We start from the raw sequence: 24,577 nt of genomic DNA, 5'->3' as shown, positions 1-24,577 counted from the left end.
TTGGAGGAATGATTCATCAAAATTATTGCAGTAACTTTGTAATAATCCTGCGTTGATACCCAATGGATTTCAAGATGGATCGCGACGGCAAGGGAGCGAATCCCCGGGAGCATAGATAACTATGTGACCGAGGTGAGTGAGTGCAGCCAACAAAGAGGCAGCTTGAAAGATAACGGGTATATATTGTTAACAGAGGGGAAAACAAGTGAGTATAGCCATTATGATTGGCACACACGGGGCTGCGTCTGAACAACTGCTTCGTACCGCAGAGATGTTAATTGGAGAGCAAGAAAATGTTTCTTACATTGACTTCGTTCCTGGTGAAAATGCCGATACTTTATTTGAAAAATACAACAGTAAACTCGAAGCGCTTAATACAGAGCAAGGTGTGCTGTTTCTTGTCGATACATGGGGAGGAAGTCCATTCAATGCGGCTAGCCGTATCGCCGTAGATAAAGAGAATTATGAAATCATCACCGGTGTTAACGTTCCAATGCTGGTTGAAACCTTTATGTGTCGAGATGATGGCCCATCTCTGGCAGAACTGGTTTCTGTTGCTCTGGAAACAGGGAAAGAAGGCATCCGGGCCATGAAAACAGAAGAACCTCAAAAAACTGAACCAGCCAAGCCTGTAGCATCCGTTGCGGCGCCTTCATTTGCGCCATCAACCGGTGGTCACATGAAAATCGCATTGGCTCGAATTGATGACCGCCTCATTCATGGTCAGGTCGCTACTCGTTGGACAAAAGAAACCAATGTCAAGCGAATCATTGTCGTCAGCGATGAAGTTGCTGCTGATACTGTTCGTACCACCTTACTAAAACAAGTTGCTCCACCGGGGATCAGTGCTCACGTTGTTGATGTTGCAAAATGTGTTCGCGTTTATAACAACCCGAAATATGCCAATGAACGTGTCATGTTGCTGTTTACAAACCCAACAGATGTTTTGCGTTTAGTCGAGGATGGTGTCGATATCACATCTGTCAACATCGGAGGAATGGCATTCCGTCAGGGGAAAACACAAGTTAACAACGCAATATCCGTTGATGAAACCGATATTGAAGCTTTCAAAAAACTAGATGAACGAGGTATTGAGCTTGAAGCCCGTAAGGTTGCCAGTGACAGCCGTCTACAAATGATGGATCTACTCCAGAAGGTTAAAAACGAAAACCAGATCAGAGCAATTTAACTATTACTCAATGACAAAAATTTCTCAATGATAAAAATTTCTCACCAAATTTAATTTGGTTACAGGAGACAAACAATGGAAATTACCGTTGTTCAAATTACATTGATATTCATCGTAGCTTGTATAGTGGGAATGGATTCCATTCTTGATGAATTTCAATTCCACCGCCCACTCGTGGCTTGCACCTTAATCGGGATCATTCTTGGTGATATGACAACCGGTATCATTATCGGTGGTACGCTAGAGATGATCGCCCTTGGCTGGATGAATATCGGTGCTGCGATTGCCCCGGATGCGGCCTTAGCATCAATCATCTCAACAATTCTGGTCATCGCCGGTGGTCGTGATATCGGTGAAGGTATCGCCTTGGCCATTCCGCTAGCCGCAGCAGGACAAGTTCTGACTATCATTGTACGTACCATCACAGTCGCCTTCCAGCATGCGGCTGACAATGCGGCAGAACGTGGCAGCCTGCGTGCGATTAGCTTTATCCATCTATCCGCGTTACTGCTCCAGGCTATGCGAATCGCTATCCCTGCCCTGATCGTCGCACTATCGGTTGGTACCAACGAAGTCCAGCAGTTACTTGCCTCGATTCCAAAAGTGGTAACAGATGGCTTGAACATAGCAGGAGGGATGATCGTCGTTGTGGGTTATGCAATGGTTATCAACATGATGCGTGCCGGCTACCTAATGCCTTTCTTCTACCTCGGCTTCGTCACAGCGGCATTCACTGAATTTAACCTGGTTGCATTAGGCATTATTGGTATTGTTATGGCCGTGCTGTACATTCAGCTAAGCCCTAAATATAACAAATCTCAGGTAGTTGCCGCCCCCGGACACACCAATAACGATCTTGATAACGAATTAGATTAAAAGGATGAGCAACATGTTAGATACAACAAAAGCGGCTGCTCAGACAGCAGACCAGAAAAAGCTGACGCCCAGTGATATCCGCGGTGTATTTCTTCGTTCTAATGTGTTTCAAGGTTCATGGAACTTTGAACGTATGCAAGCCTTGGGCTTCTGCTTCTCTATGGTGCCAGCTCTTCGTCGTTTATATCCAGAAAATACCGATGAGCGTAAACAGGCGCTCAAACGCCACCTTGAATTCTTTAACACTCACCCTTATGTCGTTGCGCCTGTACTGGGTGTCACTATGGCAATGGAAGAACAGCGTGCTAACGGTGCAACCATTGATGATGGTGCAATCAACGGTATCAAAGTTGGTCTGATGGGACCCTTGGCCGGTGTTGGCGACCCTATTTTCTGGGGAACAGCCCGCCCAGTATTTGCCGCTTTGGGTGCTGGCCTCGCAATGAGCGGTAGCTGGCTTGGGCCTGTCTTGTTCTTCTTCTTATTCAACCTAGTACGCTTATTAGTTCTCTACTCTGGTATTTCTTATGGTTATAAGAAAGGGATCAATATCGTTCAAGATATGGGTGGCGGCTTCCTGCAAAAAATGACGGAAGGAGCGTCAATCCTTGGTCTATTTGTCATGGGGGCGTTAGTTAATAAATGGACGAAAGTCAATATCCCGTTGGTTGTATCAGAAATTCCTAACCAACAGACGGGTGAAACGACAATAACCACGGTTCAGAATATCCTCGATCAGTTGATGCCGGGCCTGGTACCCCTTTTACTGACATTTGCCTGTATGTGGTTATTACGGCATAAAGTCAATGCCCTGTGGATCATTATTGGCTTCTTTATTCTGGGGATTATTGGCGCCAGATTTGGTTTCCTTGGTCTCTAGTACAATATCATTCGGGGAGGAACTCCTCCCCATCTTTTCTTTTTTATAACAATATAGGGATAAGGAATGAGCCTTAATGATATAGTATTAGCTGGCTTAATCGTACTAATGCTAGCTTTTGCTGTTTATGATGAATTCGTGGTTAACTTACTGAAAGGGAAAACTTACTTACAAATAAAGCTAAAAAGAAAACACAAAATTGATGCATTCATCTTTATTATCCTTATACTTATTGTTGTTTATAACAATATTACCGCCTATGGTAGCCGTTTAACCACATATTTATTACTGTTTACTATCCTGGTGACTATTTATATTGCCTATATGCGTTCGCCTAAATTACTTTTTAAAAATGACGGCTTCTTCTATGCAAACACCTTTATTTCCTATAGCCGGATAAAAACCATGAATTTATCTGAAGATGGCATCCTGGTTATTGGTTTAGAAAACAAAAAATTATATATATCAGCAAACCAACTTGATGATTTAGAAAGAATTTATAAATTCCTTATCGATAACAGATAGATAAGAAACAATAATGAATTAGCAAATAAGTAATAAATAGTCAGCTATACGCTGGCTTTTATTTTTCCCATAAAATAGATAATGATAATTATTATCAATATCATTGATTAACCCTAAAAATAATATTATTTTCCCTTTTTGAATTATTGTGCTATCTTTTAAATTGTCATGGGGAGTAGCCTGTTTCAGAGAAACGATTTAGTTAATTTCTCTGAAAAGCCCGTATCAACACGCTCGTTACAAAATAAACGTGGTGCGGGTAGCCTTATTGCTATCTTAACAGGCATTATTGTTGCTCAAAATAGCAAATGAAATAGTCTAATGAGATAGCTATTAATTCGGTTGGCAAGACCATTGCATATAGCACCATCATTGGTTGGGGGTGGGTTATATGTATATGGAAACACCCAACCGAGGCTATATTAATGAATATGTACGCAACCCTCATCCTAGCTTTAGCACTTTCAATGGATGCCTTTGCTGCTTCAATTTGTAAAGGGGCCGCACTACATAGACCGCATTTTCGTGAAGCAATCCGTACAGGTTTAATATTTGGTTTGGCAGAAGCCTGTACCCCATTGATTGGCTGGTCTCTAGGGCTTTATGCCAGCCAATATATTATGGAGTGGGATCACTGGGTTGCTTTCACTCTGTTATTCATTCTGGGTTGTAGAATGATTACAGAGAGTTTCAAAGCAAAGCAGGAAAAAAAGTGTGAATCACCCTGCCGCCATAATTCAATTGTGTTGATAACAACAGCCATTGCCACCAGTCTGGATGCAATGGCAATTGGTATTGGGCTAGCGTTCCTTGAAGTCAATATCGTGCATACTGCGATGGCTATCGGAATGATGACAATGATTATGGCAACATTGGGCATGTTAATTGGCCGTTATATTGGCCCACGGTTAGGCAAACGTGCTGAACTTATTGGTGGGCTAATTCTGATTGCAATTGGCTTCAATATCTTGTTTGAACATCTCGAATTATTTATGTACGCCAAATAACGCCACCAGCCCAAAATATTTATGCCCGTAAGTCCATAGGGTATATCTGTTAAACGCTATATTTTGGGCTGAAATCTTGATCAATTAAGGCGTTGATAGACCCGCAGTATAAAATCAGTTTCACATTCAAACAGAGTTCTATCTGCCAATCCTTTTTTCACATCCTCTGTTGCTCGCCAGGCAAATGGTGTCATTTGTAATAAATGATACGCTTGCAAGCCATCTAATTTCATTGGATAAGATAACGATTCATCGATTATCAATTCAAATCCTTCCAATAGTTCCGCCTTCAATGGATGAAGATGAATATTTTGATAAATCAACTCTTTGAGCTGATAAAGATGGCGAGGACCAGGAGTAACTGTCAAAACAACTCCCTGTGGCTTAACCACCCTTGCCAACTCTTCCGCTTTGCAAGGCGCGTAAATCCTTAATACCCCGGCAAGCGATTTATCGGCAAATGGCAAACGATGGCTCGACGCAACACAAAAGTTAACGACAGGATAGCGTTTAGCGCCATAACGAACCGCGATCTTAGCAACATCTAACCCATAGATTTTAAGATTACGTCTCTTGCTTAATTGCGCTTCAACCGCAGCGGTGTAATAACCTTCACCGCATCCTATATCCAGCAAACTCTCTGCATTTTCTGGCAGATACTTCTCCAGTAATTCCGAAACCCGTCTTTGTAATGGTTGATAATGCCCTGAATCCAAAAATGCTCTTCTTGATTGCATCATCTCCGGGCTATCCCCCGGTTCCTTGGATCTTTTATGCTGAACGGGCATCAAATTGACATACCCTTCTTTAGCACAATCAAACTGATGATTATTCTCACAGCGCCATTGCTGTCGAGTGAGAAATAAAGATTGATGACACAGGGGGCATTGATAAGACATAAAATTCCCAAAATATAAGCGAAAACCAGCCGGCACTATAGCATATTCTGATACTTTTCGTCGTAAATCATACCAATTAATAATTCTATATAAACGACTAATCATTATCTTGAATGAAATTATATTCCATTATTTTCAGTCCTTTTTTTGAAACGGCTCGCAATATTTCTATGGCATAAATCTATTTATCAGGTATGATTCTTCAATCAAAACTTAAGAAAACATCATTGCTAATAAATTATTTAACTAATATAAACAACTAATAATGCGGATAATATAATGAATATTTTCATACAATATTTTAATAAATTAAGATCAATTTCACCGAAATTCGATATTATGCCCAATACAAACTATTTGGATTTTATCCCACAGAAAAGTGATGTTGATACTTTAGCGGATGATCTGGATAAAGTCCGTGCGGACTTTGCCGCTGTATTAAAGCAATTCAATGATGAAATTATACCCTATGGATTTCAAGATGCATCGCGACGGCAAGGGAGTGAATCCCCGGGAGCATAGCAAACTATGTGGCTGGGGTGAGCGAGCGCAGCCAACAAAGAGGCAACTTGAAAGATGACGGGTATATATTATCTACAGGGAAAGAGACAATATATGAGCCAAAGAGCCACCGGAAAACATCCGAAAATAGTTAAACAATCTAATCAAGGTGATATCAATCCATTATATTATCAATTGCTTGATTCAGAGATATTAACGCTTTATGAACAACATACAAAGGGAGCTGCTGACCGATTTCTAACCCTCATCGAACAACAACAGAAGCATAGACACGAGATGGAAAAAGTCGCCTTAGAGCAAATGGTAAGAAAAATTATAAGGGGACAAAGTTATGGATTATTACTCACTTTTACCTCTCTGTTTGTCGCTTTAATCTTGGGCTTAAATGGGCATAATTGGTTAGCAGGGATTATCGGATGCGGTACTGTAACAACGATTCTAGCTATTTATGTTTTAAATAGAAATCCACAACCATTTGTAAAATGAATAAATATATACCCTATGGATTTCAAGATACATCGCGACGGCAAGGGAGCGAATCCCCGGGAGCATAGATAACGATGTGACTGGGGTGAGAGAGTGCAGCCAATAAAGAGGCAACTTGAAAGATAACGGGTATAGGTCAGGGCAAAACATTCATCATATTGCTCCTCCTAACTGCTAGCTAGTTGTAAAACCTGTTAATATCTTTATTTCGTATACTCTTATCATCGCCATAAAGACCACAAACCTAAGTTTTTAATAAATAACCAGTAAAGTTTCTTTTTTCTTATTTTGAATATTCTTACAAATGAGAGATATTCTATCTTAGGATTCTTCATTAAGGCAAAACGAATGAAATCGATTTATTCAGAAGAATATCAGCATGTTATCCGATTATTACGCGAAACGCGCTTGGAAAAAGGCATTACACAGGAAAAATTGGCACAAGCATTTAGCCGTCCTCAATCATTTATAACCAAAGTTGAAAATGGTGAAAGAAGACTAGATGTCGTGGAATTTGTGCACATGTCTCGTTTGTTGTCATTAAATCCAGTCCAGATTCTAGACAAAATAAAGCTGAAAAAACCAAGTTTTAACAATAAGCTAAAGTAAATATCGAGTTTATTCTTTATATTCTTCAATCAATTTGTTAACCAGCTCAATAGCAGTTTTTTTTCTATTTAACGCATTCAACTTTGTTAATAAGCCGCTATGAACACATGCTACTCATGAGTTAAAACCTCTTCAATCTAATCTCAATTATACCCAGCAGGCGAATATAGTTCAGTACATTCCATAGATAAAAACACCAAAAAACATTTTAGCTTTATTGGTATTTTTAGGCTTCAACGAATGTCTATAGACCCTGTGATCTCCCACTAAATCGTTGCATTGAATTATTTTTCAATGAAAATTAATTAAACTTATACCGCTTAAAATACCGTGAAAAGTTAAATATAAAAATATATTGATTAATTCCAAAAAGGATATCTTTGCACAAGAATTTTAATATTTTCATTTCCAGGGAATTTTTTTATTGCAATGTCCAAAATTTGTTTAGCTTTTATTAACTCACCATTATTTAAAAATACTCCTCCTAAATTAATCCAAGCTATTTCAAAATCAGGATCTAATTCTAATGTTTTCTGAAGAGAAGTAATTGTATTTTCAATGTCTCCCATGCCATTATAAGCTTCCGCAACCTGATACCAACTTTGTGCATCTGGTTGATATTCTTGTGCCTGTAAGAGTAATAAAGGTAAAGCTTCTGTATAACGTTTTAAGTTGTTTAAAACAACACCTAAGCAATAACCATAATGACCTTGAGGTTCTAGTTCATAAGCTTTCCTAAAATATTGCTCAGCTTCTTCCCATAATTCTTCATCTTGTGCCCAATGACCTATCCTATCCAAAATAAACGCTTGTTGCTCATTCGATTCATGTTTAAGGATACTTAGCATTCTATTTTTAAATTCAGTATAATCAATATCAGTATTTTGTTTTTCAAATTGAATAAATGATTGGCATAAGAGATATTCTATTTCAGCACCAATGTGTGAGGAATCTTTTGATAGATAATATAGCCAAAACTCAGAGGATTTTTTAACCGATTCAATATCTTTTCCTCCAAACTGACTAACATTTTTTGCACACCAAGGTAAGATCCACTCATTGTGATCTGTTTGTCCTAGCAAAGTATTAATTTCACGGAATGCATTTATATTATCTTTCAATTCAAAAAAAACAGCTATTTTCCATCCATGTACAGTAGCTTGTTTAACCGGAGAAAAACCCATAACCTTGTCTAAATATTTTAATGCCGCAACGAAATCGTTATTATATTTATAGTGCCATATTCCTAATGATAAATGTGCTTCTTTTAAACACGGATAGTTTTTAAGTGCTTTCTCATAAGCATCACGAGCATTATCAATTTCACCTAGTTGATCATAAACTGCCCCCAAATTTTTATAGCACATTGCTTTAGTATCTTTTACTTGGGATTCGTTTAAATGCTCTAAGGCTAATAAGTAAGAAGATTTTGCTGCTTGAGTATCATTAATAGCTGCCCATGCATTTCCAATGCAATATAACATATCACCTTTATGATACTTCCCATTATCTATAAGTTTATTAAATATATCAATTCCCGCACGAATTCTTTCTTCTTTCACAGGAACCCCGTTAATACCCAAGTTAATTTCTGCCATATAAGCATATTGAATAATGTTGGGCGATTTACCTAAAACAGCAAAAAACTCATCAAAATAATAAGATATTATATCGTCTCGTTCATTATTATAGAAATGAGTTAATAGTTGACTAGCTTGAGTATAATTATAAGGAATGTCTATAGAAGGTACAGACTGTTGCAATAATTGCGTTACTTCTTGTAGTTCAACAGTATTCCATCGGTGATGTTGAGATAATATATTATTATTTTTTGATAAAATTAATTGATGTAGTTTTTTTTGGAAATCATTATCAAATAATTGGTGAAAATTTATAGTGATTTGTTTTTGAGAATGCCAATTTTTTCCTATACGCTCGTATTCTCTTATAACATCATCCACAGAACAAACCAATAACCTTTTGCTATTTAAGTGATAACAAAGATATAAAGAATTTCTTTGGCGATATAAGTAATTTATATTTGTACGGTTAACACTAATACTAATCGATCCATCTGCATTCTCTTTTTTTTCCGTGCCTTTAACTTGAGTATAAATTCGAATATTCGTCATGGAGCTATTATGCTTAAGTTCTAATTGAGCATCAGTTCCATAATCATGCATATCTTTACTTTGTAATTCAAATAAATCAGCTTGGTTAATTGCATTTTCAACAGCTTCGATAGCTGCAATTTCTGATTTACTTGCTTTATTATGCTTTGGAAGATCGTCTAAATAATTCATCATAAAATCATCTAAAATATAAATTATTCTAATGCTTTATCATAAGATACACAAGTGAATAAAAGAGCTATAATATTATACTTCACCTTCCAAAATATACCACCAGAATCTGGGCTAAATACCTGGCTGGGAATATCAGACAATCGATACGAAACAACGTATAAATTCTTTTACCCACTTTATAGATTTTATCTTTTGGCTTTAATGATTTCAGTTTCGTGTCCGCCAGCATCCTCATTCCCCTTGTATTTTTGCCGCTTAGATTGAACGGTAAAAATTACTGCCTCTCTATGAAATCGTTTGGACTCAATATGAACTAAAAAACCCAGTTAATCCATTGAATTAACTGGGTTTGATAGACTTTATCAGAAGCTTATGGAAGCTAAATTTTTACTCCCACTCAATAGTCGCAGGTGGTTTACCGCTGACATCATAGACAACTCTTGATATTCCATTGACTTCATTGATAATCCGATTAGAAACCCGGCCCAGGAAATCGTATGGTAAATGCGCCCAATGTGCGGTCATAAAATCAATCGTTTCTACTGCCCGTAACGAAACAACCCAGTCATATTTACGACCATCCCCCATTACGCCCACGGAGCGAACCGGCAAGAATACGGTAAACGCCTGGCTGACTTTATTGTACAAGTCAGCTTTGTGCAGCTCTTCGATGAAAATAGCATCAGCCAGACGTAGCAGATCGCAGTACTCTTTCTTCACTTCACCCAATACACGAACACCCAAGCCTGGGCCAGGGAATGGATGACGGTTCAACATGTCATAAGGCAATCCCAATTCCAAACCAATCTTGCGTACTTCATCTTTAAACAGCTCTTTCAGCGGTTCCACCAGACCCAATTTCATCTCTTCCGGCAAACCACCTACGTTATGATGAGATTTGATAACGTGTGCTTTGCCTGTCGCAGATGCTGCTGATTCGATGACGTCTGGATAAATAGTGCCTTGCGCCAGCCATTTAACCTGAGTCTGCTTACTTGCCTCTTCATCAAAGACTTCAATAAATACACGGCCAATCGTTTTACGTTTCTCTTCCGGATCATTGATGCCAGCCAGTGCAGCAAGGAAACGATCTTCCGCGGGAACATGAACAATATTCAGCCCAAATTTGCCGGCAAACATTTCCATCACCTGATCAGCTTCATTCAAACGCAACAAACCGTTATCAACAAATACACAGGTCAGGCGATCACCAATTGCACGATGCAGTAACAATGCGGTGACAGAGGAATCAACACCACCGGACAGCCCCAGAATAACGTGATCTTCACCAACCTGTTCACGCAGGCGTACAACGGTATCTTCGATAATAGAAGCAGGTGTCCACAACGCTTCACATTGGCATATATCCAGTACAAAACGTTCCAATATACGCTGCCCCTGATGGGTATGGGTGACTTCCGGGTGGAATTGCACGCCATAAAAACGTTTTTCTTCATTCGCTATAATGGCAAATGGACAGGTATCAGTGCTGGCGATAGTGATAAAGTCCTCAGGAATTGCCGTAACTTTATCACCGTGACTCATCCATACATCCAATAATGGTTTACCTTGCTCATTTGATGAATCTTGAATTCCACGGAATAATGCGCTTTCCGCTTTAATCTCAACCTGAGCATAACCAAATTCACGTTCAGTAGAATCTTCTACCTTACCACCGAATTGTACTGACATCGTTTGCATGCCATAGCAAACGCCGAGAACAGGAATACCAGCGTTAAAAACATATTCAGGAGCCCGTGGACTTCCTTGTGCTGTAGTACTTTCCGGACCACCGGAAAGAATAATACCGCTTGGGTTGAATTCGCGGATTTGCTCTTCAGTGACATCCCATGCCCAAAGTTCACAATAAACCCCGATTTCACGGATACGGCGAGCAACCAATTGAGTGTATTGCGAACCAAAATCAAGGATAAGAATGCGGTGCTGATGGATATTAGTTGTCATGTGCGGTGAATTCCAAAAAAACAAGTAACAAATAAAGATAAGCGGCCCTTATACGGGCCACAATAAATATGGATTACAAACCTAACCGGTAGTTTGGAGACTCTTTGATAATGGTGACATCGTGAACGTGGCTTTCCTGAATGCCAGCACCACTAATGCGAACAAATTCTGCTTTGGTTCTCAATTCATCAATAGTTGCACAGCCGGTCAGTCCCATACAGGAGCGCAAGCCTCCCATTTGCTGATGGACAATGTTTTTCAGCAAGCCTTTGTAGGCAACACGACCTTCAATACCTTCCGGTACCAGTTTGTCTGCGGCATTATCAGTTTGGAAATATCGATCAGAAGAGCCTTTGGACATCGCCCCTAATGATCCCATGCCACGGTAAGATTTAAATGAACGTCCTTGGTACAGCTCAATTTCTCCTGGTGATTCTTCTGTCCCTGCCAACATAGAACCCACCATAACGCACGACGCTCCCGCTGCGATAGCTTTGGCAATATCGCCAGAGAAACGAATGCCGCCATCAGCAATAACTGGAATACCAGTGCCTTCCAACGCTTCAACAGCATCAGAGATAGCGGTAATTTGCGGCACTCCTACACCGGTAACAATACGGGTAGTACAGATAGAACCGGGACCAATACCGACTTTAACCGCATTGACGCCTGCCGCTACCAGCGCTTTTGCACCTTCCCCAGTCGCCACGTTACCACCAATAATTTGTAGATTTGGGTACTTAGCACGAGTTTCACGGATACGTTGCAGTACCCCTTCTGAATGACCATGCGAGGAATCAATAAGCAAAACATCAACACCAGCGGCAACCAATGCATCAATACGCGCTTCATTGCCAGCACCAGCGCCAACCGCGGCGCCAACACGTAAACGGCCACGTTCATCCTTACAGGCGTTAGGCTTACGTTCTGCTTTCTGAAAATCTTTAACTGTGATCATGCCGAGCAGATGAAAATTTTCATCAACTACCAACGCTTTCTCAACACGTTTTTCATGCATTTTCTGCAACACAACTTCACGGGCTTCAGCTTCTTTTACTGTCACCAGACGCTCTTTAGGCGTCATTACCGCAGTAACAGGCTGATCCAAATCGGTAACGAAACGGACATCACGGCCAGTAATAATACCAACCAACTCATTTCCTCCAGTGACAACCGGATAACCCGCAAAACCATTACGTTCTGTCAATTCTTTAACTTCACGCAGCGTTGTTTCAGGCGCCACAGTGACTGGATCTGTCACAACACCACTCTCATGTTTTTTGACTCGGCTAACTTCTTCTGCCTGACGCTCAATAGACATATTTTTATGGATGAAACCCATGCCGCCTTCTTGAGCCAATGCGATAGCCAAACCGGATTCAGTGACAGTATCCATAGCGGCAGACAACATTGGAACTTTTAGACAAATGGTGGAGGTCAGTTGAGTAGACAGGTCAGCAGTGTTAGGTAGAACAGTAGAGTGAGCAGGAACTAACAGAACATCATCAAAGGTTAAAGCTTCTTTTTTAATTCGTAACATAAGCAATATCTCACCAAGCTGCTGAAAATTTAAGGGATAAAATATTGCCGCGGCATTATACAGAACGTAATCGGTTGCCTCCAGCATTTTATTAAAAAATTTCTTGCTTACTTCATGATGCAGGTTAGTATCAGCACATTAAGTTATTGTTTTGAAATTTGATCTTTCTCACATGTCACTACTTTTTAATACTGGAATTTTTTCTGTCAGCCGTCTCAATCAGACGGTTCGGCAACTGCTTGAAATGGAAATGGGCAGAATTTGGCTAAGCGCTGAAATATCCAATTTTTCTCAGCCCTCCTCCGGGCACTGGTATTTCACGCTAAAAGATGAACGTGCCCAAGTGCGAGCGGCGATGTTTCGCAATAGCAATCAACGGGTAACATTCAGGCCGCAAAATGGTCAGCAAGTTTTAGTTCGTGCGGCAATTACGCTTTATGAGCCAAGAGGGGACTATCAGCTTATTGTTGAAAGTATGCAACCCGCCGGTGATGGTCTGTTACAGCAACAGTTTGAACTATTGAAACAAAAACTCAGTACAGAAGGGTTATTTGACCAAAGCCATAAAAAACCATTGCCATCCCCGGCTCAACAGCTTGGTGTAATTACTTCAACCAGTGGCGCAGCCCTGCATGATATTTTGAATATTTTAAAGCGCCGTGATCCATCACTGCCCATCATCATCTATCCGACAGCGGTTCAGGGAACAGAAGCACCGTTACAGATTATCCGAGCTATTGAATTAGCCAATGAACGGCAGGAGTGTGATGTACTGATTGTCGGACGTGGAGGCGGCTCTTTAGAAGACTTATGGAGTTTCAACGACGAACACGTCGCCAGAGCCATTTTTCACAGTGATATTCCGATAGTCAGTGCGGTCGGTCATGAAACAGATGTCACTATTGCTGACTTTGTGGCAGATTTACGCGCCCCGACACCATCAGCGGCGGCTGAGTTAGTCAGCCGTAATCAGCTCGAATTGTTACGTCACATTCAGTCGCAGCAACAACGGCTGGAAATGGCAATGGATTACTTCTTTGCCCAGAAACAGCGTGTTTTCAGTCTGGTCTCTCATCGTTTACAACAACAACATCCTCGTTTACGACTAGCGCGTCAACAAAATTTACTAGTCAGTTTACGCCAGCGGCTCACTGACAGCTTGCAACGACATTTGAGACAAAGTGATCTGACTTATAAGAAATTACAGCAACGGCTCTGGTACGCTGAACCTAGTCCGCAGATCCACCAATATAGCCAACAGATTCAACAACAAGATTTTCGGTTAAGGCAAGCGATTGAAAGGCAAATTAGTCGTTCCAGAGAAAAATTTGCCATTTCTTGTTCACGGATGGAAGCGGTTAGCCCTTTGGCAACCCTGGCCCGCGGTTATAGCATTAATCAAACATCGGATGGAAAATTACTGAAACAAACCAAACAAGTGCATGTTGGTGATGTCCTGAATACCCGTTTACAAGATGGCTGGATTGAAAGTGAGGTGTTGAAAATCAAGAAAGAACGGAAAAAACGATCTGCAAATCTGAAATAGTGGCTTTCCTTTGCCACTTATTTTTCCTATGTCAGAAACGGATTTCTGCACCGGCAATATAGGTCCGGCCCCGAGCGGTTTGCATAGCCGAAGTTTGCTCAGTCATTAATGGAGAAGAGTTTGCACGATTAAGTGCTTCAGAATAATTTTTATTTGCCAAGTTCTGTACTGAAAATTTCAACAACACATTGTGATTTATCTGATAATCGCTATAAAGATCGACTATCGTTGGTATTTTAGGTTCTTTTTGCTGTACAACCCTCCCATCGTCATCAAAATTATATTGATCTGGGTCCAGTCTATGAGAATCACCGGTATATTTAACAATCGCACCAACACGGAGTTTCTCATTAAATAAACGAACACCGGTATCCAACGTCATAAAGCGATCAGGTAATTGTGACAATGGCTCTGCCCCAAAATGCGCTGTAGCAGCAGAGGTTGGTTGGCGAGTTTTTTGCCAACTATAAGCCAATTTGCTATAAAACATGCCAGCATCATAATCAGCAGCAATTTCATATCCGTGTATTTTTACCGGAGTCAAGCTATTATGGTAAATATACATTTTGATGTTAGGATCGACTTCATTGTAATCTGTCGAACTATCGGCTTTACATTTGTTTCTATTGCCACATATAAGCCAGATATCACTGAGAATATAATTTTTTATTTTAGTATGATACCAAGCAGCTTTCAGACGGAAAGTATCTCCCTTTACAATTAAGTCTGGGCGGAAACTGTTAAAACCAATTTGGTAAGTGTCTGATGACTCTCCTTTCAGAAATGGGTTCATAGATCCACCACCTTCATTACTATAGAAAGTCTCTTGAATATTTGGCGCTCTCATTGAACGGGCATAACTGACGAATGGTTGGAACTCAGGAATAATTTCTGCTGATAGTAAAATACCTGGATTAAACCCATGTTCTTTCAAATCCAATTCGGTTGCGCCTTGGGGAAAACAAGGAATTCTCAGATCACAAGCCGGTTTATAGCCTTTAACACTATAGTCCATATAATTAAACGTAATATCTGCCTGATAAATTCCACGACTTATTTTCAATCCACCATAAATACTGGCAATATCCTGTTTACCACTTGGCGCGAAAACATTATTTTCTTTTACTTCACCATCTTTCTTGTCATATTCTTTTTTTTCTTTTTCATCTTTACCTTGACCAGAATAAACACTACTTGTTGTCCTGCTGTATTCGGTTTCCATCAGCTTACTGCCAAATGTTAACTCAAAATTTGTATCACCATAGTCGAAGCGACTAATATTACTGATATCTATTGCATCTGACTTATTTTTGGCGTTGCTATTTAGCAACTTAAAAAGTGAATCACCTTCATAGCGTTGACTACTCTCACTGTTGCTGACCAGTAACTTTATATCAACCCATTCACTAAATGGCGTGTAATTGTATTTTAAATAAATATCCCGACTATCAATATGACGGCGGGTGAATTTATTATGATAGTTACGACCACTTATCTCCATATCATGAAATTCATTTGGTTCAATTTTTATTTTCATTAATTGAGAATTGGGTTTTTGCTTAAACGATTTATCTGTAACAAACTCATCGCTTAATACTCCGTCGCCATTCTTATAATGTGCATCAATTGAATGCCCGCTGACAGCCAGCATAGCACCTATTGAGCCTTCAGAACTGAAAGCGGGTGTTTTACCCGCAACCGCTATCATGCCATTATAGCCAATACCATTATTTCCATAAGCTGTTTTCGTACGTACTCCCAATGAATTCCCTGCGAATATCACATCATCTACACCAATTGTGCGAAAATTGGCGCTACCTACCAACGCATTAACACTACCTGCGCCATCAGATTGACCACGATTGACATCAACTCCTACAATAAAATTAGGATCAATGATTGTACCGAATTGGTTATAAGTAGTACCGTGAGCTGGACTTGTCGGAGATGTACCATAAAAACTCTGGCTAACACCATCAACCATCATATTTACTCGACCAAATCCACTTAATCCACGAATATTCACACTCACCGTTCCCTGCCCCGGATCTATTTGGGTATAGGTCCCTGGCATACTACGTAATATGCTATCCATTGATTGAAGTTTTGTATCTTCACCTTTAGAACTGTAAGAACCGGGCCTTTCCATTGCCCGCACTTCCGCGTCATCCTGCGAACCAGAAACCTTAAGGCTACTGAACTTCATTACCTTATCTGATTTCCTCTCTTGCTTTTCCTCACCATAAGCAAATCCTTGCAGCCCAATTAAAACCACACCAGCCCCTGCTATCTTTGTCATTATTTTCATTTCAATTATCCTAAATGCATACAAATCAATATTTGCTCACACACCAGTTTTTAGAGAATAAAAATGTTTAGCACTGATAAATTATTATCAGTGCTTCAAATAACAAATTTATATTATTTATAATTTATTTCAGTTATCTTTTAATTGCGGAAAATACTTTTTAGCATCATCCAGCATCAAAATAAAACTGTAATCCATTGCAGTATCTTTTAATCGATTAAATCGACCTGATTTACCACCATGCCCGGCGCTCATATTGGTTTCTAATAACAGAATAGAGTTACCTTCCTTCATATCCCGTAATTTTGCTACCCATTTCGTCGGTTCCCAATATTGCACTTGGGAATCATAAAACCCACTCGTCACCAATAAATTTGGATAACGTTGGTGTTTTATATTGTCATACGGACTATATGATTTAATCCGGGAATAATCCTCTTTATTTTCAGGATTACCCCACTCCTCATATTCTCCAACTGTCAGGGGAATAGAAGGATCAAGCATGGTTGTCACGGCATCAACAAATGGAACTTGAGCAACCACGCCGCGATATAATTCCGGCGCCTGATTAATCACAGCCCCCATCAGCAAACCACCAGCACTCCCTCCCATCGCATAAACACGTTTACTGTCACCATATTTCTGAGCGATCAGTGCCTTAGTCACATCGATAAAGTCATTAAAACTATTCATTTTATTTTCGACTTTACCTTGTAGATACCATTTTTTACCCAGTTCTCCGCCACCACGTACATGCACCAAGGCGTAAACAAAGCCCCGATCTAATAAACTCAATCGCGGTGAACTAAATGAAGGGTCCATGCTGATACCATAAGCCCCATAACCATATATTAATATCGGGTTTTGGCCTTTTTTGAACAATGATTTTCGATAAACCAGAGAGACAGGAACTTCAACGCCATCACGAGCCTTCACCCAAATACGCTGGCTCTCATAATGATGCTTATCGAAACCTTTTACTTCTTGCTGCTTAAGTAATTCCCGCTCACCTGTTTTCATATTCCATTGGAACGTTGAACTTGGTGTCGTCATAGATGAATAACCATAACGGACAAAATCAGTATCGGGTTCAGGGTTGTAATCAATCCATGCCATATAACTTGGATCATCAAACTTAATCTGTTTTTCTTGCTGTGTCTGCCAATTAATTTGACGAATTGTCGGTAATCCTTTTGTTCGCTCCTGTACGACTAACCAGTCATTAAACAGATCGAAGTCTTCAAGATCGCTATCCTGCTGCGGAGCAATAACTATTTTCCACGGTGTATTGATGGCGTCCGTCTGATAAAGCCCATAAGTTTCATTCTCATGATTTGAACGGATGTAGAAATGATCGCGGAAATGGTCAATATAATACTCTCGGCCTTCTTGACGAGGAGAAAAGAGTTGCAGTTCAGCTTGTGGTTTATTTGCATCAATCAGTAAGTATTCAGAAGTCGAATTACTGGTTATCGATAACATAATATAATCACGGGAAGTGCTTTTAGACATGCTTAAATAAAAACGCTCATCTTCTTCCTGATATATCTTCTGATCTTCGCTGGCATTAGTACCATATTGATGACGAAATACCTGATATGGCAACAATGTTTGTGAATGTTTGCGCACATAAAACAACGTATTGTTATCATTCGCCCAAACAATATTACCAGAAGTATTGTTTATTACATCGTTATTCCACTGTTTGTCAGCAAGATCTTTAAAAGAGATCTGATAATTACGGCGCCCCTGCGTATCTTCAGCAATCGCAATACGTTTATTATCTGGAGTAATCGCAAAATTACTCAATTGATAATATTCATGCCCTTTAGCTCTTTCATTACCATCGACCAGCACTTGCCAATCTGATGAGCCATCAGCAGGTTTACGCTGATAAATCGGGAAATCTTTTCCAGTTTCATAGGTTGTCCGATAAATATACCCATTATAAGTATAGGGTACTGATTGATCATCCTGCTTCATCCTGCCAACCATTTCTTCGTATAATGTATCCCGCAACTGTTCACCAGGTTTTAACACCTGTTCGGTATATTTATTTTCGGCTGTCAGATAATCAATGACTTTTTGATCCTTACGAGTATCATCCCGCATCCAGTAATAATCATCTATACGAGTATCACCGTGAACAGTTATATGGTGTGGTTGCTTCATAGCCTTTGGTGGCATAATTCCTTCCTCTGCGGCGGCAGAATTCAACCAGCCGCTCAATAAAAATATCAATAACAGCCCTTTAGTTTTCAGGGCAAATCTCGCTTGCTGCCTTAACATATATGCTGTCCTTAAGTCATTTAAAAATATTAATTAGTTAAACTAAAATCAATCGGAATTTCTATCGTAATTTCATTACCGTTTAAAACGATATTCGGGGGAGCTGGCAACGGCTGCGCCCTTGCCAGAATTCGCTTCGCTTCCCTGTCTAAAGAATGGGTTCCGGAACGACGAACTAAGTCACTGTTAGTGACATAGCCCTGTCTATCAATCGTGAATCTGACTGTAGGACGACCAGTGCGATTTCTTCTCTGCGCATCCTCCGGATAACGTTTATACCGATTTAAATGCCCGACAACTTCCGCTCGCCATAGCGCATCCGCATCAGCAACCGCCTTTGAATCACTATCATAAGCAGCGGCGACTCGCGAAGTCAGATTAGTAGAAGTGGCCGTACTACTTGCCATAGCAGCATTATTTTGAGATTTTTCACTCTCTTGTTCTTCTACCTGCTGGCGCTTCACCGGTGGCGTCTTTTTAAGCTCTTCATGGCGCTTTTCCTGTTTTTTAGGTTTATGCACCAGAATCTGCGCCTGTTCATCTTTCATAAGCTCAGGCGTTTTAATCTCATTAACCTCACTTTCCTGCTGTCGGCTGGCAACAGAAAGTTGCTGTTCAATACCAATAGGTTGTTTGTGTACCTGATGTGTCGCTTCTGTCAACAATGAAAGCTCCATCATCACCGCCGATGGCGGCATCAGTTCATCAACGGCAATTTCTTCTGGTTGGTAGATAATCCAGCCAGCCAAAATGAGGTGAACAGCGATAGCAGAAACAAGTCCTTTTTTAAAATGACCCGTTTTAAAGGCCGGGTGTGTCAGCGTCAACATGGATGATAGCGCATAATTTTAATTATCATTTAGTAATGATAATTAATTTCATATGCTAATGAAAATTATTTTTACATGTATCGTTAACTTGAGCACATCCTTGTGCCAAAGCCCTTTATATAAGGGAAAAGACCACTATACCCTATGGATTTCAAGATGTATCGCGACGGCAAAGGAGTGAATCCCCGGGAGCATAGCTAACTATGTGACCGGGGTGAGCGAGTGCAGCCAACAAAGAGACAACTTGAAAGATAACGGGGATATTTGTTTAAAATATCTATGGTTTCTTTACTGGTGTATACCAGACATAATCAGCATATTGGTCATCCAGTACATTGCTTTTTTCAGCGATGATCAACACAACAAGGTCCTCTTGGGGCGATAGCTCTTTAACATGCAGAGGAACACCCATCACTTTCGTTGCATGATATCCGCCCGCAATCAGTATGGCGGGAACTGGCGCTTTAAGTAGCTGTTCCGCCATTCTGCGATCCCGCATTTGCTGAATAGTTGTCATGGCAGATAACTGTTGTTCCGTTATTTCACCACCGTGGACATCTTCAATCACCGCTTTAATCTGCGCTTTGACATTTTCAGCAACAGAAATATTCCCCTGGAGGAGCGGAGGGTTACTGTAAGCCGCTTTAATTTCACCGCGATCCAAGTTTGCAGACAGCAACGGATAAGGCTGAGATATCAGCTCCATGACCAACCCGCCATACAACTCCCACGGCCACCCCTCTCGCCATGTAAGAAGCTCTTTTATACGGCTTTCACGTACAATAGGCTTAGTTTGCAACCAACTCTTAACTTTATTCACTTTTTGCTGCTGATCAGGATTAATCATCTCTAACAGGACCGAACCCTGCTCTCTTTTGAGCGGAAGTTGCTGAACCAACCAAAGCTCGATTTGATGATGATATGGATTATCATGTTTTTCACCCACCACTATCCGCTGATGCGGCGCCAATCGATTGAGCAATTCATCAGGGGTCAGGGCGTGACCTGTTTTAAGATCGATAATAGCCCCTTGCTGAGTGAGTTCCGGTGAAAGCGTTTGGAGAGTTGGTTTTTGTTGTACAGATACACATCCAGATAAGATCAGTAAACCACAGATAATCAGAAAAGATTTTACAGTCGTGAGAAATTTTATCATGTCCATTATCCATATTAATGTTTTGCGCATCATATAGATAATAAGAATCGTTTACAACAAACAGCCCCTGTCCATATAGGGAACAGGGGCAATAGGTGTTACAGCGGATGAGTTTGCGCTTCAACTGCCGCCAGAGCGACCATATTGACGATACGGCGTACAGAAGAGATTGGCGTCAGAATGTGTACCGGTTTGGAAACCCCCATCAGAACTGGGCCAACAGTAACGCCTTCAGAACTGGTGACACGTAGCAAGTTATAACTGATACGGGCAGATTCCATATTCGGCATAATTAACAGATTGGCAGCCCCTTTCAATGGGCTATCTGGCATGATGTCACGGCGAATACTTTCAACCAATGCAGCATCACCGTGCATTTCACCATCAATTTCAAGTGAAGGCGACATTTTATTCACCAACTCCAGCGTCTGACGCATTTTCTGCGCTGAGAGGCAATCTGTGGAACCAAAACTTGAATGAGAAAGCAGCGCAACTTTTGGTTCAATACCGAAACGACGGATAGTTTCTGCCGCCATAAGGGTAATCTCGGCCAATTGCTCAGGCGTTGGATCATTATTGACATAAGTATCCGCAATAAAAGTATTACCGCTTGGCAACATCAATGCATTCATTGCACCAGCAGTATGAACCCCATCACGGAAACCAAATACGTTTCTCACAACCTCGTAATGTTCACTATAACTGCCAACGGTACCACAAATCAGACCATCAGCTTCACCACGCAGTACCATAATCGCCCCAATCAGGGTTGGATTACCGATAACTGCCCGGCGAGCTTGTTCAGCAGAAACACCTCGACGTTTCATAATATTATGGTATTCCTGCCAGTATTTTTTGAAGCGCGGATCATTCTCATTATTAACGACTTCAAAATCTTTACCCGCTTCAATATGCAATCCCAGTTTCTGAATACGCATTTCGATAACACTGGGGCGACCAATTAGAATTGGGTAAGCCAGCCCAAGAGAGATCAATTCCTGAGTCGCATGCAATACACGTACTTCTTCCCCTTCGGCCAAAACGATACGCTTTTTCGCTTTCTTAGCCTGAGAAAAAATAGGTTTCATAAACAAGTTTGTTTTATAGACAAACTCATTTAGCTTCTCAATATATGCGCCAAAGTCTTTAATCGGACGGGTTGCCACGCCAGAATCCATTGCCGCTTTGGCAACTGCCGGGGCAATTTTCACAATCAGGCGTGGATCAAATGGTTTAGGAATAATATATTCCGGACCAAAAAACAGATCCTGATCATTATAAGCGGAAGCCACTTCTTCGCTCTGTTCCGCCAGCGCTAAATCAGCAATCGCATGAACACAAGCAAGCTTCATCTCTTCGTTAATGGTTGTTGCGCCAACATCCAGCGCGCCACGGAAAATAAACGGGAAACAGAGCACATTATTAACCTGATTCGGATAATCAGAACGGCCGGTACAAATGATGGCATCAGGGCGAACTTGTTTCGCCAATGGCGGCAAAATTTCCGGTTCAGGGTTTGCTAATGCCATGATGAGTGGATCTTTGGCCATCGTTTTCACCATGTCCTGAGTCAACACGCCAGGGCCGGAACATCCGAGGAAAATATCCGCACCAGGGATAACATCAGCTAATGTGCGGCTGCCATTGTCTTCAATCGCATAGGCAGCTTTAGTCTCTTCCATATTTCTATCGCGACCGCGATAAATCACCCCTTTAGAATCGCATACCACAATATTCTCGCGTTGCAACCCAAGCGCAACCAGCAAGTTCATACAGGCAATTGAGGCAGCACCGGCGCCAGAAACAACTAAGCGAACCGCTGAAATCTCTTTTTTCATAATCCGCAAGCCATTCAAAACAGCAGCGGTACAAATTATCGCTGTGCCATGCTGGTCATCATGGAATACCGGAATGTTCATTTTTTCCCGAAGTTTTTTCTCAATATAGAAACACTCCGGTGCTTTAATATCTTCGAGGTTAATTCCCCCAAATGTCGGCTCCAGCGCCGCAATGATATCAATCAATTTATCAGGATCAGACTCATCGACTTCAATATCAAATACATCAATACCTGAGAATTTTTTAAACAGGACACCTTTTCCTTCCATCACTGGCTTACCTGCCAGTGCGCCAATATTCCCCAATCCTAAGACCGCGCTACCATTAGATATCACGGCCACAAGATTGCCACGCGCCGTATATTTGTAAGCCGCTAATGGATCTTCTGCAATTTCCAGGCAAGGCGCGGCAACACCCGGTGAATAAGCTAAGGCTAAATCTCGCTGAGTTGTCAGAGGCTTAGTTGGAGTAATCGTGATTTTCCCTGGTTGTGGAAACTGGTGAAAATCCAATGCACTCTGTTTTAATTTTTCATCCATCGTCGGATCCTTTATATACAATCTACAATCTGGAGTAAGAGCAGGAGCAGTATAATCGGTACTGTGTGTCAAATCATAACATTGACAGCACCTTATCAATAAAGTAGCACTTTTTCGCTCATAAAAAACACTACCCAATTTACCCCCATACCCCTACTTTATATAGGAAAATAAAGAAAGAAACATTACCATTTATATAATATCATTGATGTTATAATAACTAAAATAATTATCGCATGAAAAAACTCTCAATATAAATTCAATTAAAATAAATTTTATAAAAGAAAACAAATCTAATAATCACAAATTTAATTTATTGATTTTTAACATCATTTTAAGTCAGGAAGTTATGTGTTTTTTGTGAAAATTACTCATCTTCTTTTTTTACTTATCAAACTAATTTGCGCTATTTATATTTTTATATCAGGATGTGCTTTCTGGACTTACAGAGCTATCAATTCTGTAAATCAATCGGTTTTGGTAAAATTTTTTCATAGCAATTTAATTTATGGCAGACCCATTCATTACTGCCTTTTAATCAAATTCAAAGTCTGCATTTCGTGGCTTTACTTATTAAGGGAGAAGGAAAATGTATAACCATTCAGTGATGATAGTTGATGACCACCCTCTCATTCGCCATGGCTTGAAACAGATTGTAGAGCTCGATCGAGCGCTTACCGTGACAGCAGAAGCTGACAATGGTGAAGAAGCAATAAATATTGCATGCAAGCTGAAACCTGATGTCATTATGATAGATCTCAATATGAATGGTCTTTCAGGCGTGGACACAATTAAATCTATCCGTAGAAAAGGGATCAATTCCTATGTACTGGTATTATCCGTTTCAGATGACCGAAATGATGTTTACGCCGCTATTGACGCTGGAGCCAATGGCTACTTACTTAAAGATAGCGATTTAGATTCGTTATTAAGCAGTATTCGCCACGCTGCTCGTGGACAAACTGTATTTAGCGAAAAAATATACCAACATCTCGCTAACCGTCATAAACATGTTGATCCTTTATCTGAATTGACTAAACGTGAGTTAGATGTATTAAAAGAAGTTTCCAGTGGCATGACTAATAAGGAAGTTGCTGATGTCTTATTTATTTCTGAAGAGACCGTGAAGGTACACATCAGAAACTTGTTAAAAAAACTGAATGTACGTTCCCGCCTGGCTGCAACAATCATGTATTTGCAACATAGGAAAAATGGAGTAGCCTAATACTTCTCCCGAACCGATCCTTGAGCTTATTACCGAGGATC

General features: G+C 40.5%; 19 protein-coding genes. 10 read left to right on the top strand and 9 right to left on the bottom strand.

All coding sequences use genetic code 11. The features are described from left to right. The first annotated feature begins 205 nt into the window (after positions 1 to 205). The 5 genes from manX (at position 206) to mntP (ending at position 4,477) form a co-directional block, all read left to right on the top strand. Positions 206 to 1,189, top strand: a complete 984-nt coding sequence (gene manX / locus EAE92_RS11405; protein WP_214068166.1) for a PTS mannose transporter subunit IIAB — start codon at positions 206 to 208, stop codon at positions 1,187 to 1,189. A 75-nt stretch (positions 1,190 to 1,264) separates the two neighbouring features. After that, positions 1,265 to 2,065, top strand: a complete 801-nt coding sequence (locus EAE92_RS11400) for a PTS mannose/fructose/sorbose transporter subunit IIC (RefSeq protein ID WP_036781969.1) — start codon at positions 1,265 to 1,267, stop codon at positions 2,063 to 2,065. 13 nt (positions 2,066 to 2,078) lie between these two features. Then, positions 2,079 to 2,945, top strand: coding sequence for a PTS mannose transporter subunit IID (locus EAE92_RS11395; RefSeq protein WP_036805211.1), 867 nt, complete (start codon positions 2,079 to 2,081; stop codon positions 2,943 to 2,945). 66 nt (positions 2,946 to 3,011) lie between these two features. After that, positions 3,012 to 3,470: a DUF986 family protein gene (locus EAE92_RS11390; protein WP_214068165.1), complete on the top strand. Its 459-nt coding sequence runs from the start codon at positions 3,012 to 3,014 to the stop codon at positions 3,468 to 3,470. A gap of 425 nt (positions 3,471 to 3,895) precedes the next feature. Next, positions 3,896 to 4,477: a manganese efflux pump MntP gene (gene mntP / locus EAE92_RS11385; RefSeq protein ID WP_044467173.1), complete on the top strand. Its 582-nt coding sequence runs from the start codon at positions 3,896 to 3,898 to the stop codon at positions 4,475 to 4,477. Positions 4,478 to 4,557: 80 nt separating this feature from the next. On the opposite strand, the gene rlmA is transcribed toward mntP, so the two are convergent. Continuing rightward, positions 4,558 to 5,376 (bottom strand): 23S rRNA (guanine(745)-N(1))-methyltransferase, encoded by an 819-nt coding sequence (gene rlmA / locus EAE92_RS11380; RefSeq protein ID WP_214068164.1) that lies wholly within the window; start codon positions 5,374 to 5,376, stop codon positions 4,558 to 4,560. Positions 5,377 to 5,655: 279 nt separating this feature from the next. On the opposite strand from rlmA, the gene EAE92_RS11375 reads away from it, so the two are divergent. From EAE92_RS11375 to EAE92_RS11365, 3 genes are all read left to right on the top strand, one after another. Then, a complete protein-coding gene (locus tag EAE92_RS11375; RefSeq protein WP_228901878.1) occupies positions 5,656 to 5,898 on the top strand; it encodes a hypothetical protein in 243 nt (80 codons plus the stop codon). A gap of 93 nt (positions 5,899 to 5,991) precedes the next feature. After that, on the top strand, positions 5,992 to 6,384 hold the full coding sequence (locus tag EAE92_RS11370) for a DUF2335 domain-containing protein (protein ID WP_214068163.1): 393 nt from the start codon (positions 5,992 to 5,994) through the stop codon (positions 6,382 to 6,384). A 348-nt stretch (positions 6,385 to 6,732) separates the two neighbouring features. Then, positions 6,733 to 6,993: a helix-turn-helix domain-containing protein gene (locus EAE92_RS11365; RefSeq protein ID WP_065391425.1), complete on the top strand. Its 261-nt coding sequence runs from the start codon at positions 6,733 to 6,735 to the stop codon at positions 6,991 to 6,993. A gap of 359 nt (positions 6,994 to 7,352) precedes the next feature. Here EAE92_RS11365 and EAE92_RS11360 read toward each other — a convergent pair whose 3' ends face one another. The 3 genes from EAE92_RS11360 to guaB form a co-directional block, all read right to left on the bottom strand. Then, positions 7,353 to 9,299, bottom strand: coding sequence for a tetratricopeptide repeat protein (locus EAE92_RS11360; RefSeq protein ID WP_214068162.1), 1,947 nt, complete (start codon positions 9,297 to 9,299; stop codon positions 7,353 to 7,355). A 387-nt stretch (positions 9,300 to 9,686) separates the two neighbouring features. Next, the gene (guaA, locus tag EAE92_RS11355; protein ID WP_214068161.1) at positions 9,687 to 11,264 is read right to left on the bottom strand and encodes a glutamine-hydrolyzing GMP synthase; all 1,578 of its coding nucleotides are present in this window, start codon (positions 11,262 to 11,264) and stop codon (positions 9,687 to 9,689) included. Between the two features lie 73 nt (positions 11,265 to 11,337). Continuing rightward, the gene (gene guaB / locus EAE92_RS11350; protein WP_105395649.1) at positions 11,338 to 12,804 is read right to left on the bottom strand and encodes an IMP dehydrogenase; all 1,467 of its coding nucleotides are present in this window, start codon (positions 12,802 to 12,804) and stop codon (positions 11,338 to 11,340) included. A gap of 172 nt (positions 12,805 to 12,976) precedes the next feature. Here guaB and xseA point away from each other — a divergent pair, with 172 nt between their 5' ends. Further along, entirely contained in the window at positions 12,977 to 14,350 is a 1,374-nt protein-coding gene (gene xseA / locus EAE92_RS11345) for an exodeoxyribonuclease VII large subunit (protein ID WP_110086443.1), read from the top strand. Positions 14,351 to 14,381: 31 nt separating this feature from the next. Here xseA and EAE92_RS11340 read toward each other — a convergent pair whose 3' ends face one another. From EAE92_RS11340 to maeB, 5 genes are all read right to left on the bottom strand, one after another. Then, positions 14,382 to 16,658: a TonB-dependent receptor gene (locus EAE92_RS11340; protein WP_214068160.1), complete on the bottom strand. Its 2,277-nt coding sequence runs from the start codon at positions 16,656 to 16,658 to the stop codon at positions 14,382 to 14,384. A 129-nt stretch (positions 16,659 to 16,787) separates the two neighbouring features. Then, a complete protein-coding gene (locus EAE92_RS11335; protein ID WP_214068181.1) occupies positions 16,788 to 18,845 on the bottom strand; it encodes a S9 family peptidase in 2,058 nt (685 codons plus the stop codon). Positions 18,846 to 18,976: 131 nt separating this feature from the next. Continuing rightward, positions 18,977 to 19,777, bottom strand: coding sequence for a TonB family protein (locus EAE92_RS11330; protein WP_214068159.1), 801 nt, complete (start codon positions 19,775 to 19,777; stop codon positions 18,977 to 18,979). A gap of 277 nt (positions 19,778 to 20,054) precedes the next feature. After that, positions 20,055 to 20,933: a ChaN family lipoprotein gene (locus EAE92_RS11325; RefSeq protein ID WP_422616054.1), complete on the bottom strand. Its 879-nt coding sequence runs from the start codon at positions 20,931 to 20,933 to the stop codon at positions 20,055 to 20,057. 98 nt (positions 20,934 to 21,031) lie between these two features. Then, positions 21,032 to 23,311, bottom strand: a complete 2,280-nt coding sequence (maeB, locus tag EAE92_RS11320; RefSeq protein WP_214068157.1) for an NADP-dependent oxaloacetate-decarboxylating malate dehydrogenase — start codon at positions 23,309 to 23,311, stop codon at positions 21,032 to 21,034. A 589-nt stretch (positions 23,312 to 23,900) separates the two neighbouring features. Between maeB and EAE92_RS11315 the strand changes: the two genes are divergently transcribed. Next, positions 23,901 to 24,536, top strand: coding sequence for a response regulator (locus EAE92_RS11315; protein ID WP_011146941.1), 636 nt, complete (start codon positions 23,901 to 23,903; stop codon positions 24,534 to 24,536). Positions 24,537 to 24,577 lie beyond the last annotated feature (41 nt).

It is taken from the genome of Photorhabdus hainanensis (assembly GCF_018448965.1).
GTDB classification, from domain to species: domain Bacteria; phylum Pseudomonadota; class Gammaproteobacteria; order Enterobacterales; family Enterobacteriaceae; genus Photorhabdus; species Photorhabdus akhurstii.
Note: the sequence above shows the minus strand (reverse complement) of the source record. Positions and strands in the feature narration are given on the sequence as shown.